This is a genomic window from Flavobacterium esculini, assembly GCF_048284325.1.
Lineage (GTDB): Bacteria > Bacteroidota > Bacteroidia > Flavobacteriales > Flavobacteriaceae > Flavobacterium.
In genome coordinates, this window is record NZ_JBLVPI010000003.1 from 12,641 (window position 1) to 29,933 (window position 17,293).

The 17,293-nt window shown below is 35.4% G+C and carries 14 protein-coding genes; 4 read left to right on the forward strand and 10 right to left on the reverse strand.

Going from position 1 to position 17,293, the window contains the following annotated elements:
- Positions 1-203: 203 nt before the first annotated feature.
- On the reverse strand, positions 204-986 hold the full coding sequence (locus tag ACNQGG_RS03540) for an alpha/beta fold hydrolase (RefSeq protein WP_417961599.1): 783 nt from the start codon (positions 984-986) through the stop codon (positions 204-206).
- 350 nt (positions 987-1,336) lie between these two features.
- Here ACNQGG_RS03540 and ACNQGG_RS03545 point away from each other — a divergent pair, with 350 nt between their 5' ends.
- Both ACNQGG_RS03545 and ACNQGG_RS03550 read left to right on the forward strand, forming a co-directional pair.
- On the forward strand, positions 1,337-3,802 hold the full coding sequence (locus tag ACNQGG_RS03545; protein WP_417961601.1) for a glycoside hydrolase family 3 N-terminal domain-containing protein: 2,466 nt from the start codon (positions 1,337-1,339) through the stop codon (positions 3,800-3,802).
- Positions 3,803-4,003: 201 nt separating this feature from the next.
- A complete protein-coding gene (locus ACNQGG_RS03550; protein WP_417961603.1) occupies positions 4,004-4,225 on the forward strand; it encodes a tautomerase family protein in 222 nt (73 codons plus the stop codon).
- A gap of 276 nt (positions 4,226-4,501) precedes the next feature.
- Here the strand turns inward: ACNQGG_RS03550 and ACNQGG_RS03555 are convergent, their stop codons facing one another.
- The 9 genes from ACNQGG_RS03555 to ACNQGG_RS03595 form a co-directional block, all read right to left on the reverse strand.
- Positions 4,502-7,144, reverse strand: a complete 2,643-nt coding sequence (locus ACNQGG_RS03555; protein ID WP_417961605.1) for a TonB-dependent receptor — start codon at positions 7,142-7,144, stop codon at positions 4,502-4,504.
- Positions 7,145-7,407: 263 nt separating this feature from the next.
- Entirely contained in the window at positions 7,408-8,271 is an 864-nt protein-coding gene (locus ACNQGG_RS03560) for an alpha/beta fold hydrolase (protein ID WP_417961607.1), read from the reverse strand.
- 40 nt (positions 8,272-8,311) lie between these two features.
- Complete coding sequence (locus tag ACNQGG_RS03565; protein ID WP_417961609.1) at positions 8,312-9,838, reverse strand: carboxylesterase/lipase family protein; 1,527 nt, start codon at positions 9,836-9,838, stop codon at positions 8,312-8,314.
- Positions 9,839-9,898: 60 nt separating this feature from the next.
- On the reverse strand, positions 9,899-10,864 hold the full coding sequence (locus ACNQGG_RS03570) for an HpcH/HpaI aldolase family protein (RefSeq protein WP_417961611.1): 966 nt from the start codon (positions 10,862-10,864) through the stop codon (positions 9,899-9,901).
- Between the two features lie 41 nt (positions 10,865-10,905).
- Positions 10,906-11,766, reverse strand: coding sequence for a 3-hydroxyacyl-CoA dehydrogenase family protein (locus ACNQGG_RS03575; RefSeq protein WP_417961613.1), 861 nt, complete (start codon positions 11,764-11,766; stop codon positions 10,906-10,908).
- A gap of 35 nt (positions 11,767-11,801) precedes the next feature.
- Positions 11,802-12,926: a bile acid:sodium symporter family protein gene (locus ACNQGG_RS03580; RefSeq protein ID WP_417961616.1), complete on the reverse strand. Its 1,125-nt coding sequence runs from the start codon at positions 12,924-12,926 to the stop codon at positions 11,802-11,804.
- A 96-nt stretch (positions 12,927-13,022) separates the two neighbouring features.
- Positions 13,023-13,775, reverse strand: coding sequence for a LamG domain-containing protein (locus ACNQGG_RS03585; RefSeq protein WP_417961618.1), 753 nt, complete (start codon positions 13,773-13,775; stop codon positions 13,023-13,025).
- Positions 13,776-13,807: 32 nt separating this feature from the next.
- Positions 13,808-14,584 (reverse strand): IclR family transcriptional regulator, encoded by a 777-nt coding sequence (locus tag ACNQGG_RS03590; protein WP_417961620.1) that lies wholly within the window; start codon positions 14,582-14,584, stop codon positions 13,808-13,810.
- A 70-nt stretch (positions 14,585-14,654) separates the two neighbouring features.
- Entirely contained in the window at positions 14,655-15,071 is a 417-nt protein-coding gene (locus ACNQGG_RS03595) for a VOC family protein (RefSeq protein WP_416858285.1), read from the reverse strand.
- Positions 15,072-15,198: 127 nt separating this feature from the next.
- On the opposite strand from ACNQGG_RS03595, the gene ACNQGG_RS03600 reads away from it, so the two are divergent.
- Positions 15,199-16,032, forward strand: a complete 834-nt coding sequence (locus ACNQGG_RS03600) for an HTD2 family dehydratase (RefSeq protein ID WP_417961623.1) — start codon at positions 15,199-15,201, stop codon at positions 16,030-16,032.
- 6 nt (positions 16,033-16,038) lie between these two features.
- On the forward strand, positions 16,039-17,256 hold the full coding sequence (locus ACNQGG_RS03605; RefSeq protein WP_417961625.1) for a CaiB/BaiF CoA transferase family protein: 1,218 nt from the start codon (positions 16,039-16,041) through the stop codon (positions 17,254-17,256).
- The last annotated feature ends 37 nt before the right edge of the window (positions 17,257-17,293 follow it).

The window sequence follows — 17,293 nt, forward strand, 5'->3', positions numbered from 1 at the left end:
CTATCTTGACATCTTAAAAAAATACCCGCTTTGTCGTAAAGCGGGTATTTTTTTAAGATGTTTTCTTTGTTTTTATGGCGTCTTAGAAACCCAAAGAATTAAAAAGACTTATACTGTCAACTTTAATTTAGTTAAAGAGTAAATAGTAAATTAGTCCAATAGTGGCCATTCTAGAAAAGTTTTTTTACATATAGAAGTCCCATTTATTTCAATTTCGTTATAAAATCTTTAGCTGCATTAAAAGTCTGTTCGGGAGCTTCTTTGTGAGGGGTATGGCCAATACCTGGGATAATAAGTTTTTTAGTTTTTGCACGTACCTGGTTAATGGTTCTGTTAACCTGTTCCAATGTTCCGTACTCATCTGCTTCGCCCTGAATAAAAAGCAAAGGACAAGTAATATCTTTCAATAGGTATTCAATGTTCCAGTCTTTATAAGCAGCACTTGTCCAGGTCTCCGTCCAAGCCTTAAAGATACTCTCTTCTTTATCTCCATGATATTTTGCCAGACGTTCTGCCAGATTAGTCGTTCTGTAGCCTTCCATTGCCTTCCAAATTCCTTTAAGCGTCACTTCTTCCACAAAAATATGTGCTGCTTCACAGATTAGGGCTTTAATTCTGTCCGAATACTTGGCTGCTGTGATCAATGCAATGGAACCACCGTCACTATGTCCAAAAAGAATAGCGTCTTTCACATCGAGTTGGGTCAATAGTTCGTTTAAGACATCAGCTTCCAATTCAAGGTAATTTACGGGGCGCTCATGAGTCGGCATCGGATCTGATTTCCCGTACCCCAACCGGTCATATACCAGCACATTGCACTTTACAGCTTCTGATAGTTTTTGAGGCAAATCTCTCCATAAGGTAACACAGCCTAAAGAATCGTGCAAAAAAACTATTGTAGGACAATCTTCAAAAGTATGATAATATTCTACGTAAATGTTTTTACCATCTACTTGCATGATTTCATCTATTTTATGTTCTGTCATACTATTCAAGAGTAATTTAGGTTGCGAAAATTTCGCATCTATTTAATTGCAAACTTTCATTTTTGTGACCAAAAATTTTAATCTCCCATTCTGAAATACATAATAATCTACGGAGAAATGAAGAATAAAAATTTTTCAGGCTTCATTAGATTATTCTTTAATTATTTTTTCAAACCCCATTGTTAAAAATTTAGGAGAAGAACCAAAGTTTAACCAAAATTAGGTTATTGTAGGTAATTTATTTTATAAAAACCAATAATGAAAATTTGTACTTCGTGGTTGCAAATATTAAAAAATATAATTAATATTGCTTCATTATGAAGCGATATTAATTACCATAAAAAAACCATATGAAAAACTTATCTTTTTCGAAAATTGCGAAAATATCGCTTCTTTCAACACTAGTAATCTCCGGGATTTCTTGGAATAAAAATTCTGAAATTAAAGATTCAAATGACAAACCCATAATCACTATTGACGGGTTTACCTTTTCTGATTTAAACCAAAACGGTAAATTGGATAAATATGAAGATACTCGCCTTCCGATGAATGACAGGATTCGGGATTTGATTAACAAAATGACCGACGATGAAAAAGCAAGTATGCTTATTGGAATAGGAATGCCCGGATTTGATTTAACTACTTTTAAATTTACAACAGAAGGTTTTCAAGGAAAAGTACCTGGAGCTGCAGGTGGAACATTTGAAATCAAACGACTTGGTATTCCAACGGTTACTGTTTCTGACGGTCCTGCAGGTTTAAGAATAAATCCAAAACGAAATAATGACCCAAACTACTATTATGCAACTGCATTTCCTGTAGGAACCGCGTTGGCATCCAGTTGGAATACAGAATTAATCAACAATGTAGGGCAAGCAATGGGTAACGAAGTCAAAGAATATGGCGTAGATGTTTTGTTGGGACCTGGAATGAACATTCACAGAAATCCATTGTGTGGCAGAAATTACGAATATTATTCTGAAGACCCATTACTTACTGGAAAAATTTCGGCAGCAATCGTAAATGGTATTCAATCGCAAGGTGTTGGAACCTCGGTTAAACATTTTGCCGCTAATAATCAAGAACGCAATCGTACGGGCATAAATGCTCATATCAGCGAAAGAGCATTGCGTGAAATTTATTTAAGAGGTTTTGAAATTGCAGTAAAAGAATCGCAACCTTGGACAATTATGTCATCTTACAATTCTTTTAACGGCACTTTTACTTCCGAAAGAAAAGATTTATTGACAACTGTATTAAGAGACGAATGGGGATTTAAAGGTTTAGTAATGAGTGATTGGTTTGGTGGATATTTAAGCTATTCGGCTCCCTTTACACCTAATGTAGTAAGTGATGTTACTGCACAATTATCTGCCGGGAATGATTTATTGATGCCTGGACTGCCATCGCAAAAACAAGCGATTTTAGACAATATGAAAAGCGGAAAATTAACAGCATCAGTTGTAAATAGAGATTTAACCCGTATTTTAGAATTGGTTATGAGGTCACCAGCAATGAATAATTATAAATATTCTGATAAACCAAATTTGAAAGCAAATGCTGAAGTGACCAGACAAGCTGCTGCAGAAGGTACTATTTTATTAAAAAATGACAGCAATACATTACCATTCACATCAAAAAAATCACCATTAGCCATTTTTGGAGTTACTTCTTATGATTTCATTTCTGGTGGAACTGGTAGTGGCGATGTAAACGAAGCGTACACGATTTCATTAATTGATGGCTTGACCAATAATGGATTTGCAATAGATTCATTAGAAGGATTATATAAACCTTATGTTGCAGATCAAAAGGCAAAAGAAATGGAACGTCGTGATAAAAATGGAGGATTACTGGCCACACCAAAACGAATTGTTGAATTAGAATTGAATAAGGCGAATATAGAAAGCAAAGCCAATTCATCTGAAATTGCCTTGATTACAATAGGCAGAAATGCAGGTGAAGGTGGTGACAGAAATGTTGATGAAGATTTTATTTTGGCTGTTGACGAAGTAGCTTTAATCAACAACGTTTCGGAGGCATTTCACGCCAAAGGAAAAAAAGTAGTTGTAGTGTTGAATATTGGTGGTGTAATTGAAACTGCAAGTTGGAAAGATAAAGTAGATGCCATTCTTTTACCATGGCAACCAGGTCAAGAAGGAGGAAATTCTGTTGCTGATGTTTTTTCAGGAAAAGTAACTCCTTCCGGAAAATTAACAATGACTTTCCCTATTAAATACGAAGACACACCTTCATCTAAAAACTGGAATGGAACCCCTGTAGAGAATCCTACAAGTGTAACTTATGAAGAAGGAATTTATGTTGGATATCGTTATTACAACACTTTTGGAGTAAAACCAGCCTACGAATTTGGTTATGGTTTATCGTATACCAATTTTGATGTTTCTAACTTGAAATTAAGTACTAAAACTTTTACCAAAAAAATGACTGCAACAGTAACGGTAAAAAACACAGGAAAAACAGCTGGAAAAGAAGTGGTTCAATTGTATTTGTCTGCCCCATCAAAAAATACAGATAAACCAATTTCTGAATTGAAAGCTTTCGCCAAAACAAAGTTATTACAACCAGGAGAAAGTCAAACCATTACTTTGACAATTAACCCTAAAGATTTGGCTTCATTTGTTACTGCTAAAAATGCGTGGGTAGCCGAAGCTGGTGCTTATAAAGTTGCCATTGGAACATCTTCATTGAACATTAAACAAACAACTAAATTTTCTTTAGCAAAAGAATTAGTAGTTGAGAAAACAAATGCTGCGTTTGCTCCTGATACCAAATTTTCAGATTTAAAACACTAATTTTTAAATTAAATTTGTGATCAAGAAGTAGCTCTTAAAAAGCCTGACTGAAATGTCAGGTTTTTGTAATAAAATTTAAGAAAGGTTTAAGATTTTTATAGATAATTTTAGCCCACTAAAAAATAATAGCGAGAAACGATAGAATTATATAGATAAATCATTGTTGATACGCTGCAAAATTTAACTTTAAATAAGAAAACAATGCCACACGTAATTGTAAAGATGTATCCTGGAACTTCTGAGGAACAAAAAGAGAAAATTGCACAAGAAATTACTAAAGTTTTAATGACAATTGCTGATAAACCTGAAGTAGCAGTTTCTGTTGCCATAACTGAAGTTACAGAAGATAATTGGATGGAAGAGGTATATGCTAAAGAAATAAAACCGAATATGGAAAAGCTTTATAAAAAACCAGGATATTAACACCAATCTTAAGTTCTAAACAAAAAAAATCCTTGTTTTATTTTTTCAAATAAAACAAGGATTTTTTAGTTTAAATATTTTATTGCTAAGGTGTGTGTTTTTTATAAATAACACCTACAAGATTATTGAAAAAGAGGAATTTAATTGAGGTCACCTAATGAAAGGCAACCTCTTTTAAACTCAAAACAAAACCTTTTTCAAACAATTATTAGTCACTACTCAGATTATAATTAGCTAATCAACAGAGTAGTAATATTGATTAACCATTACTATGTTTTATTTAAAACTGTAAGATAATGAAGCCCAAAAACTGCGAGGTAAAATAGTTCTACCAATCATTAGACTTCCTGGAGCTACTGCTGAAAAATCTCTAAATTGATCCCCTCTAACATCTCCTTCGGTAAGAGCTCTAGTATTTGTTAAATTATCAACCCACATTTTAGCATCAATCGCTTTAGATATTTTGTATCCTACACTAGCTCTCATAGTTACATAAGCAGGTAATTTATAGCTATCAGATGGAGACGTGTAACGACTTCCTGTATAGATAATACCCCAATTAGTATAGAATTTTTTGTAATCATAATTGGCTGATAGCTCTGTACTTAAAACAGGAACTCTTTCGGTTCTGTTTCCAGAAAAGTCATATGTTTTTTCTCCCAATTCTGCAAGAACTGCAGGATTAGTATTAGTTGATGCTTTATAATCCGTATATTTAGAATCTTGTAATGTTCCAGTAAGTCTTAAACCTAAGTTATTGGATACTTTATAGGCTACTTCATACTCAGCACTTAAGGTTGCAGTAGAACCAAAAGCTACCAAAGCTTGCAATCCAGCACTAGTAGGAACCATAATATTTAATGAGACATTTTTAATTGCTGAATAACTAACAGAACTAAACAAAGACCAACCATTATTCGCATATTTATATCCTAATTCAGCCAAATATACGGGACGTTTTTTAATAGAAGCAGCATTGAAAACCTGTACACCATAGTCTAAATAATTTGGCGTATTGTATGCTCGTGTAAGTCTAGCAAACATTGCTGCATTTTCGCTTATTTTATCATTAAGTCCTGCAGAAAATGCCCAGTTGGTATTTGAAAATGAATAATCTGTTGTACCGGTAATAGTCGTAGTAGCTGGAGCAGAAGGGTTTGGTGTTCCATCTGAGTTTACCCCATAATAAGGTCTTTTGCCATCTATATTATGATTATCCAAACGGAAACCCAAATCCAATCTGTATTTAGCACTCAAGGCAATTTCGTCAGTAATATAACTAGATAAAATACGTGTATCTGCTATATATAGAGCGGTACTCAATGGTATAATACCATTTCCTACAACACCAAAAGCTGGAATAAGTAAACGACGTGGATTTTCTTTCAATTCCTGAAAAAATAAGAAAGTATCATAGGGACTATTGTTTACATTATGTTGGTGTATTCCTACACCCATTCCAAGGCTATGATTGTTTACTTTTTTCTTGAAATCAAGATTGTTGATATATTGCTTGTCTTTATTTCGCCAATTAATGGCTACTGTAGTAACATTATAATCGTTAGCACCATATACAGCAGGACTTCCGTCTAAATAGGTATAATCAACTCCAGGAACATATCCTCCCACACCTACCGGAATACTTGAATTTATATCAGTTTTATTGTCTTGGTAACGAAAATTATTAGATATCTGCCAGTCATTATCAGTAGTATAATTAAATTGAAATCCTATTGCACCCATTTTGGTGTGCATCGCATCTGCTAAATCATAGCTGGTTGTTTTTCCTGAACCGTTAGTATAATCCCATTTTGAATCTACTACTTCCATTGATTGTGTGAAAATATCGTAGTTTGATATCGCTTTTGGTTTACCTGAACCATCATACGAATAATAACTAGGTAGTCTCCAATATACTTTGTCATTAATATATTTTCCTAAAAGACGAAAGTATCCTTTATTGTTTTTGAAATGATACGTTATATTTCCTTTCAATTGACCACCTTTACCAGCGTTATATGGAGGAGATACGATTCCATTATCAGTACGATAAGATCCACCAATATTGTATCTAATATTATCGTTCAATGATCCCCCTGTATTCCCTTCTACTTTGTATAGACCTTGAGAAAGCCCAGAAGATACTTTTAATTCGCCATAGCTTTTAGCTGCCCCTACATAGCTAATGTTATTTATTACGGCACCAGCCGTATTAGCCAAAACTATAGAGGCATTTCCTCCACGAATGGCTTCGACATTTTTAATGGTAAGATCTGATTTATAATATTGATCTGCAGATGGAGCCGAACTAAATCCAGTTGGTAATACAGCTAGTCCATCTTCTAAGATTCCTAAATAGGTGTAACCGCCTCCTTGAGGAAAACCACGCACCCATACATTTCCGGGACCATCACCACCGCTACTTTCTACTGTAAGACCTGGAATGGCTTTCAACATATCGATATTGTTAAGTGGTGCTCTTTGTTGAATGTCTTTTGCTGTCATTGTAGTAATTGCAACACTTGATTCAACTTTTCGTTTAGGATTTCCTCCAGTAACTACTACTGCATCTAATTGCATTGGATCTTCGACTAATTGTCCGTTTATCACGACATCATTATTTTCTACAGTAACCTGTGCAGAAGAAGATAAATGCCCCAATAGGGTAAAAAGAACCTTGTATTTACCGTTTGGTAAATTATTAAATTTGTAGTAAGACAAGGAATCGACCTTAGTACTTCGATCAGTGCCATTACTAGAGGAAAGTTTAACTGTAACTTCTGAAAGTGGTGTGCCGCTTTTGTCTTTTACAATGCCTGAAATACTTCCTTTATTTTGTGCAAAAACTGCACTTGAAACAATAAATAGACATAGGATCCAAAATGTTCCTATTTTGTCTTTAAATAATAATTTTTTCATTTTGTTTGTTTTTGGTTAATAATTTTTATTAATGGTGATTTGCAAATTTTAAATGCTCTGCAAATTTTATTTAGTGAATTTTATCCCTAATTATCAGGAAATAAAAGACATAGATTATGTTATATTCGAACAATTTCGAAAATTTATAAGTCCCCAGACTATTTAGGGATAGGTATTAAAATGATTTATTGGCGTTTGTTTACACCTTTTGAAGTGAATTAAGGAGGCTCCATAAAATGATATTTCCTCTTTTTATTAACGGATTAATTTTTCAAAAAAGGCACAATGCATGCCCAGCTTGCATCAAAATTTTCGGTAAAACATTCGTGTGTAGTATTTGGAATTATTGCGATTTGAGATTTTGGAATAAATCTTGCAACTTTTACAACACGCTCTACGGGGTTGCTATCGTCTTTGTCTCCAGCCATTACTAATACAGAGCATTTTATGTTTTTAAGCAGATCATTACCAACTGTTAATTTACTGTAACAAGCATTTACCCCTGCAAACATATCTTCTAATCTGTTGGGCTCGGGCATTAGTTTTAACTGTTGTTCAAAAAACGGTTTATCAAATGTCATTGCTTGCTTAGCAGTGAAGTTAAATTCTCTTATGCCTGGATATAATTCTCCTGCACCAATTGCTATTATTTTTTTAATCCTATTTGGATACATAACTGCCATTTGATAAGCAGAGTAACCGCCATCGCTAAAGCCGAGTACCATTACACTATCTTTGGTAACGGTATTTATTACCGCCATTGCGTCGTTGGCACGTTGTTCAAGACTTATGGGTTCAGTGCCCAATTCAGATTTGCCGTGACCACGAGTAGAAATGGCTATTACTTGATATTTTGGTTTTAATCGGTCAATAAAGTCAGCCATTTCAACAGTAGAACCGAATAATCCACCGTGTAACAATACGATAGGTTGCCCTTTACCATATACTTCATAATAAATTTTAGCATCATTCGCCTGTACATAATGTCCTGCTTTGGGATTATTTCCATAAGGTATTTTATTGACCACATTAGCGGGTTGAAAAGCTCTTATTAAATTTTTTTGCTGCGCTTGAACATTTGACATAAAAAACAGTAAAATGAAAGCGGTTACTAATTTTGAATACATATTGATATTGTTTTAGTGAATAAAGTTGTTTTTGATTGGTTTAATTATTTGCTTCTAAAAAATCAAATTCTTTTTTTAATAATACGGACTTTGATTCTATTTTATCGCCTGCTACCAATATGGCACCCGTCTGTTTATCATAACTTTTCCATTCGGGTAAATTGTTTCCATTTGGATTACCCGTTTTTGCAAAATTGACCCAATACGACGAAAAAATAGTTTCTATCTCTTTGTCTAATGCTTGCCAAGGACGATTCCAAGTATGCAAATTATGAAGCACATACGGAACTTCCGAAGTGTGAAAAGCTCCATAATTGGGGAAATTTGGCTTATCTGGTGCAACATGACCAAATTGGTAAATGTAACTTGCTTTGTTATTAAAACTTGCTAAAAGATGGGAAGGCATTCCTGCAAAACCTAGTAATGTCAATTTTTGTTTTACTGTTTTAACTTCATCTGCCGTAGAAGCGGGAAAAATACTCAAAAACGCATCAGCTTTATCGCCATATTTTGTTTGGGCTTCTTTTTTATAATCGTCAAGAGTCATGTTAGCATCACCCATAAAACTTCCATCGCCAGTTACCCAACCGGTTAAAATTGGCGTTTGATTGTGCAAGCCTTTTTTGAAATGTTCTAACAAATTAACGGGTAAAACATAGCCGTCCATCGTTGTTCCAAATCTGCCTAGTTCTGGATTATTACTTAGCATTTGCAATTCTTCGGCTGATTTTTTTCGTAATTCAGCAATTGAATTTGTGTTTGCTCTTTTCATAAAAACAACACCTTGCTCTTCGGATTTTTCTAAATTTTGACTGAGCATATTATTTAACAAACCGCCACTTTGCGCAATGGCTTTGTGAAACAAACCTTTTGCCAACGGTGAAGCAATCAAAGCGGTTACGCTAAAAGCACCTGCAGATTGACCTGCAATTGTAACGTTATTTGGATCACCTCCAAAGGCTGCAATGTTTTTCTGAACCCATTTTAATGCCGCTATTTGGTCTAAAAAACCATAATTGCCCGAAGCCTGATAGCCCGATTCTTTGCTTAATTCCGGGTGTGCCATAAATCCAAAAACGCCAACTCGATAGTTGATACTAACGAAAATTACTCCTTTTTTTGCCATTTCTTCACCATCATAAATCGCACAATTTGCTGAGCCACTACTTAACCCACCACCATAAATCCATACAAATACGGGTTGGTTTTTGGATTTAGCTTTTGCAGTAGTCCACACATTTAGATACAAACAATCTTCATTGATAGGTTCGGGTTGAGCAAGAAACTCCTCCGTCCAACAAAAGAAAGGCTGAGGTTTGTTTTGCATAGGACTTGCCGAAAAAGCTTTACATTGTTTTATGCCCTTCCAGTTTTGAACAGGTTGCGGCGCATTCCATCGCAAATCACCAATTGGTGCCGCAGCAAAAGGAATACCTTTAAAAATACAAACTGTTTTATCCGTACTGGCTGTGCCTTGAATTTTGCCATTAACTGTCCCTACAATTGGGTTTTGAGCTTTTACAAAAACCGAAAAGCATAAAAGGACTAATAGAAGGTTGTTTTTCATAATCTTATATTTTTAAAAGAATGTTTATATCGGGTTTAAATTATAAAAACCTTTCGATTCCTATTTTTTAGCAGCTTGATTAATCCTGTTCGTAATATCCTTGAAAAGCCCAGAATACATTCCTTTGATGAGTTGCCAATCATGTGTCAGCAGAATCATATTGGCTCCCGAAGCTACATTTTTTACGGCTTCATCTGGGGAAAGTGCAAGACGAAGAAATGCTCGGTTTGGAAACGATTTGACTACTGCAGCCATTTCATCTAATACCTGTACTACCTTTGGATCCTTCCAATCGCTAACACCAAGTTCCATCGAAATATCACCCGGACCAATAGCAACACCTGTTACACCTTCAACTGCCAATATTTTAGATAAATTTTCTTTTCCTTTTAGGCTTTCGACAATCATAATGCAAACTACATCTTTGTTCGCTTGCTGACGTCGTTCATATTCATTACCGCTATAACTAATAGAAGCTCTTGCGAAGCCTGAGCCTCGAACACCAAGCGGTTTGTATCGACACCAAGAAACCAATTCGGCAGCTTCTTCGGCAGTTTCTACATGAGGGAATAAAAAGCCACTGGCTCCAGCGTCGAGTATTCGTTCTGTCAGATTTAAGGAACGTTCACCCAGTCGGACAAGGGTAGGAACTTTATGGAGTTCAGCAGCAATAATGGCTTGCCCAATATCGTTGTAGTCACGAAGTCCATGTTCAAAATCCAAGAAAAGAAAATCAGCCCCAGCTTCACAAACTACTTCTACCATTGTAGGATGAGCGATGTTGATTACTGCACCTTTTAAAACTTCCCCATTACTAAGTCGGTCTTTTAATTTTTCTCTCCTACTATTGTTCTTAATCGTATCCGATGCTTTTTTACTAACAAAATTGTCATTCGTATATTGAGTGGAACCAAATATCTTTACAGAAGTATCTTTTTTGACTTTTACATCCTTGTAACCAAGTGATTGCGATTCAAATCCAAATAAAAAAAACACAGATAACAGAAGCAAAAAAATATGTCTCATGATAAATTTGATTTTTAAAACTTCCTAATCTATTATTTTTACTATTGCTCATAATCATAAAACCCTTTCCCTACTTTTTTTCCAAATTCTCCTTTTGTAAATTTCTCAACAACAGTGGGAGAAGGTCTGTCAGCGGGATCTCCACTTTCTTCGTATTTTTCCATTCCTACATGATAGGCTAAATCTATACCTGTAAGGTCTAATAACTGAAAGGGGCCCATTGGGTAGCCCAATCCGTTCTTGGCGGCTGTGTCTATATCTTCAAAACTGGCAACGCCCATATCCAGTAGTTTAAGGGCTTCTTGTCTAGTGGCTTGCAAAAGACGGTTGACTAGAAAACCGTATATCTCTTTGTGAAGTAAAACAGGTGTTTTATTCATTTCCTTTGCAGCATTCATTACTGAATTAACTGTTTCCTCAGAAACGTGTGGTCCTTGTACCACTTCAACCAATTTCATCACCAAGGCAGGATTAAAAAAGTGCATATTGCAAACTTTCTCCGGTCGATTGGTTGCATCTGCAATTTTAGAACTTACGATGTACGAGCTATTCGTAGCCAAAATTGTATGAGCAGGACAAATTTTATCTAAGTGAGCAAAGAGTTCTCTTTTTACTTCTAATTTCTCAATAATGGCTTCAATTACAAGATCCGCTTCAACGACCGCTTCTTCAATTGTTGGGACAAAAGCAAGGTTTCCTAGAGCTTTGTTAGCCGCTTCTTCGCTTAACTTTCCTTTAGCTACCCTTTCTTTCAAATAATTATCGGCGAACACAATTGCTTTTGCCAGTATATCAGGATTGCTATCTGTACATTTTACTTGAAATCCAGACATAGCTGCACATAGGGCAATCTGATGTCCCATATTACCAGCTCCAATGACGCTAATTTTACGTATCTCCATACTAATTTTGCATTTAGTTATTAATGATAAATCCTTCAAATCGACTCAGTAGATTTATTTTCATTTAGGATTAATAATTCTTTATTTTCATTATCTTTTTTCCGCCACCAATTTGATAACATTGACCCTGAAATAGTCATCCAAGGCACAGCTATCACTGATGCTAAACCAACAGTTGCTATTTTTCCCATTTGTAATGCAATTCCAGAAGCAAGCCCTCCATTTTGCATCCCTACTTCCAGAGAAATAGTACGACATGATGCTTCGTCCAAACCCATAAACCGCCCACTCCAATAGCCTAACAGATACCCAATTGTATGGTGAATCATTGCTGATAAAAATAACAATGGCCCAATTTCTAATAAAGAATCTCTACCCGATGAGACAATAACAATCATCATCATCAAAACACCCAACATTGAAAGTTTGGGTAACACAAACTGTATTTTTTTTACACCATTTCTAAGAAACCTATTGACAAGCAAACCTAATATTATTGGTAAAATAATGATTTCAGCTACATGCAGCATCATGGCTTGTAAATCAATAGCTACGTATTGACCTGCTAATAATTTCATTAACAAAGGGGTCAGAAACGGTGCCAAAAGTGTAGAAATCGCAGCAATAGTAAGAGACAAAGGCATATTGGCTTTTGCAATAAATGCTAAAACATTGGAAGTTACTCCACTTGGTACCGAGCCCATCAATATAACACCTGCAGCGATTTCGGGTGCAAAGCCAAAACTTTTGGCTAAGGTAAAACCGACTAAAGGCATGATAGTGAAGTGACTTACGAGACCAATCAAAACTGCCTTGGGCGTTTTAATAACACCTTCAAAGTCTTTCAGACTCATTTCGGTACCCATCGTAAACATTATCAACTGAATAAGCGGGACAATAAAGCCCGTGAACTTAAAATCTCCAATTTTTTGGAAATATTGAGGATAAAAAAAACCAACTGAAACAGCAGCCATTACCCAAATCGTAAACGACATTTGATTTAGAATCGAAACGCTTCGACCTCCTATTGCTAAACATATAAGTGAGCCAACAACAAAAGGACCTGTTGTCAATAATCCGTCTCCAAAAATAAAGGTCACTATTGCTAAAAGAACTAAAATAGCGGAGGCGGCAAGTAGAAATTTGTTTATTTTTTTCATGAATAAATAGAGCTAAGTGACTATGCACTAATAGTTAATGATTCAAATTTATTTTTTTATAGTTTTATTTATTTTTTTGAATACCTATCAACTAATTTAAATATCATTGATTTTTTCACCTGAATGCGTATCTCTTAATGCTTTTTTGGTTACTTTTAAGTCTTTGAAATAGCCAATTGTAGCAATATCAACATAAAGTCCAATACTCCCCTTTATAGTTGTTCCCAACATTTTATTTACAATAAACGACGAATATTTCATGTTGTTGATAAACATTTCTGCGGTTTCGCCATTGACTTCTATTCGCATAGTTATCCATTCGTTGAGTGCCACAGGTGCCGACCCTTCGTATGAACCCGCGGGATATTTATCCCGAAGCGTTTGGAACTTTGCATGCGGGTAAGAAAAATATTGAACTGCATGGTTTCGAGCCATTTGATTATTAACTCGACCGACTTTAGGTCTTAAATAGATAGATTCAAAAGCTTTATCTTCTTCAGCAATTCTAAAATAAAGGCCTATAAATCCTGCCGCAGGTGGATAGGGAGATGGGTTTTGAATCTGACTGTACATTTTTATTTCGATAGTTCCATTTTCAAAATCTTCAAGATCTACCAATTTTGCATAATGCGGCTCATCAACAGTGGATTCTAATCGATTAGCATCGAATGGTATTGCCGTTAAGTCTCGTTCAATTTTTAATACTTTTTTTCCTTTAAAATTAATAATTGCTCCTGTAACGTTGTGCAATTCAAAAGTTTGTTTGCCGAGCTTCAATTTTTGGAACGATTGGGCATTTGCTTCGAAAGTGCCGAAGAACAAAAGTAAAATTAGGATTGTTGTTTTCATTTTTAGGATCAATTATTATTAAAAATTAAATTTTACATAATTATTTTTGTCGATATACGCATACTCAGATTTGATACACATTCTCTTAACATTTCTTCTACCTGCTCATGCGTAAATTGGTTCGTTCCATCAATTCTAGCTAACATAGGAACTGTCATCGCTGCTACTGCATTTCCATTCATATCCAATATAGGAAATGAAATGGCATGAAGTCCTGCATACTGTTTACTCTTTATGGACGCGAATCCTTTTGAAATTACTTCCTTTAGACCATTACTAAAAGTTTCAATCTCAGTCTCTGATGAATTTGGAAGACTCTCTCGAATTCTGATTTCTTTGATGATCTGGTCTTGAAAAGCCAGCAATACCATACCAGATGCTGAAGGAGCAACCTCAATTTCAGAGCCTACCCGAGTCATAAAACCAAGTCCATTTGGTGGCTGAATTGACGCTATAACAGTTTGAAAACCATTATTGTAAACTCTCAAATCACAAGGAAAAGAAACTGCTCTTGATAAACCCTCCATAATTGGAAGTGCTTCAGTCAACAAACGATAAGTAGGAGGATGAAAATGTGACAATTGAAACAACTTAGAAGTAATGGTATAAACATTGCCGTAGTTGGCAACATAATTCCTTTGCACTAAACAGTTCAACATACGATAAATTTCCCCCAATTTTCTCCCAAGTTGAGCAGCAATTTCTTGCTGTGTAAGTCCATTTTCACACGTACTAAGAACTTCTAAAATATCTAAGCCTTTGTCTAATGCTGGGGCTGAATAAGCTCCATTTTCTTCTTTGTCTTTCATACCTTGTTTTTTATTACGTTTATTTTAGATAAATATCCGCTATTTTAAGTAAAATAAACCGTAAATCAAATTACATTCCTATTTGATGTACTTCGATGATATTTCCATCTGGGTCATGAAAGAAGATTTGATACCAACCAGCTAATGCCCATTTACCATAGTCAGCATAGGGAACATTCTGCTCTTCTAATTTCTTTTTAAAAGCTTCTATGTCATCAGTTCTAAAACAGAAATGACCATTTTTGATTGGATTAATCCATTGCTTCATGCGGAATCCTGCATCATTATCTTTCTGTGTGATATGAAATTCTACCTCTCCATCGGTTAGAAATTCAACTTGACCATCATAACGATTCACTGTGTCCTCGGTCGTCAAACCATGTTCTTCGTCTTGAAGGCGATTTAAACCGAATATCGATTGATAAAAATTTGATAATCTTGACACATCTTCTGTGCATAGATTCATGTGATGATACTTAAATTTCATGCTTTGCGAATTTAATATTTGTTATTTCTTTTGCAAATATGAAATAATATTTTCAAATATAAAAAAATAATTTGTATTTTTGTTGAAATTCACATTTATCCACGTATTTGTGAGAATATATAACAATATGCAAGAAACCATTTTAGAGTCTAAAACTCAATCAAATGAACAATGTAGTCCTACCATGGTACGTCGAGTAGCTGCTATGTTAGACTTAGATACTCATTCTTTTTCAGAAGGAGCTATATTACCAAAAGGATGGCATTTTTTTATGCTAGCTGGTGAAACACGAAAATCCAAATTACGCAAAGATGGATTCCCTGGCTTGGGTGTTGCTATTCCTGACCTTGAGCTGCCAAGATTGCTTTTAGGAGGAAGAACTACATCCTACAATGGTGACATTGTAATAGGTTCAGTAGTAGAAAAAACGAGTTTTATCAAAAGCATCGTAGAAAAAACAACTAATTCGGGACCGATGGCAATTGTAACAATCCAACACGAATTACGTCCCGTTACTGCATCAATTCCCGCCATTATTGAAACCCAAACCTACATTTTGCTTAATGCGAGTCCCGCTTCCAAGAATTCTATAAAATCACTTTCTCAACCTATAGAAGTGGAACATCAGAAACAAATAATTCCGGATGAAACTATTTTATTCCAATACTCTGCATTGGGATTTAACTCTCATAAAATTCACTTGGATAGAGGTTATGCGCAAAATATTGAAGGACTTCCAGATTTGGTAGTAAACGGTGGTTTAACTACACTTTTATTAACCGAATATATCAGAACCGATTTAGAGCTGGAAATTACGGATATAAAAGTAAAACATATAGCTCCTCTCTATTGCAATAGACCAATGACTCTGACTGCGGAAAAAAGCGAAACTGGTTGGAAATTATATGTTTATGATGATAATAATGATATAGCAGTTGAAGCGGAAACTAACGTAAAATGATTGAATATGAAGTTTGAACCATTAAAAGGCATCAAAATATTAGATTTAACATCCGTAGTTGTTGGTCCAGTGGCTACTTGGCGATTGGGGCAGTATGGAGCAGAAATTATTAAGGTTGAAAACCCTTCAGGAGATCTGATGCGTGGTCTTGGAGGAATGTCACCTACGGGACAACATTCCGGAGCTTACTTACATCTTAATCGAGGAAAAAAGAATATTTGTCTTGACTTAAAAAAAGAAGATGGAAAGGAAATCATTCAAAAATTAGTGGAATGGTGTGATGTAATTGTTGCCAATATGCGACCCGATGCTTTGGAGCGTTTGGGCTTAGATGCAGCTACGATTAGGTCAAAATATCCAGACAAAATATATTGTTTGATAACTGGCTATGGCACAGATGGTCCTTATTCGGGATTACCAACTTACGACAGTGTTTTACAAGGTGCATCCGGTATTGCTGGATTAACGATGGCTCGTGATGGAAAACCGGCTTACGTTCCTATGTTAATCTGTGACCATGTTGTGGGCGAAATTACGGCAGGCACGGTTATGGCTGCACTGATGCAACGTCAAAATAGCGGAATAGGTTCAAGTATAGAAATACCGATGTTTGAAACCATGGCATCTTTTGTTTTGCAAGAACATTTGGCACAACAAAGTTTTGAACCTCCTGTTGGTCCTCCGGGCGATCTTCGACTTTTAAGTCCACATAATCAGCCCGTTAAAACTAAGGATGGATATATTTCCTTTACCATCAATACTGATGCTCAGGTACAAGCCTTTTTAAAAATAACGGATAGAGCTGAATTACTCCATGATGAACGATTTATAACTGTGGCAAGCAGGGCAAAATATGTTTCAGAATGGTTTGAAATTCGTGGTCGGGCACTCGATAATAAGTCAACTGATGAATGGCTTAAAATATTTCGAGAAACGGACCTACCCGCTATGCCCTGCCATACGCTTGAAACATTAACTAATGACCCACATTTAAAGGCTGTTGCGCTAATTGATTTTGAAAATCATCCAACCGAAGGGAAAACTGCTGTAATTCGATCCACCATAAAAGTTGATGGCAGCTATCCCTCAGCTCGTTCTGCTTCTGTTCCTTGTGGATGGGACACGACGGAAATTCTTAGCGAATTGGGCTTTTCAGAAACGGAAATGGAAAAAATTTTAATAGAAAAAGCAGCCTACAATTTTAAAGATTCAAAACAATCATAAAAGCAGTTATGAATTTATTAAGCTATATTACTAACAA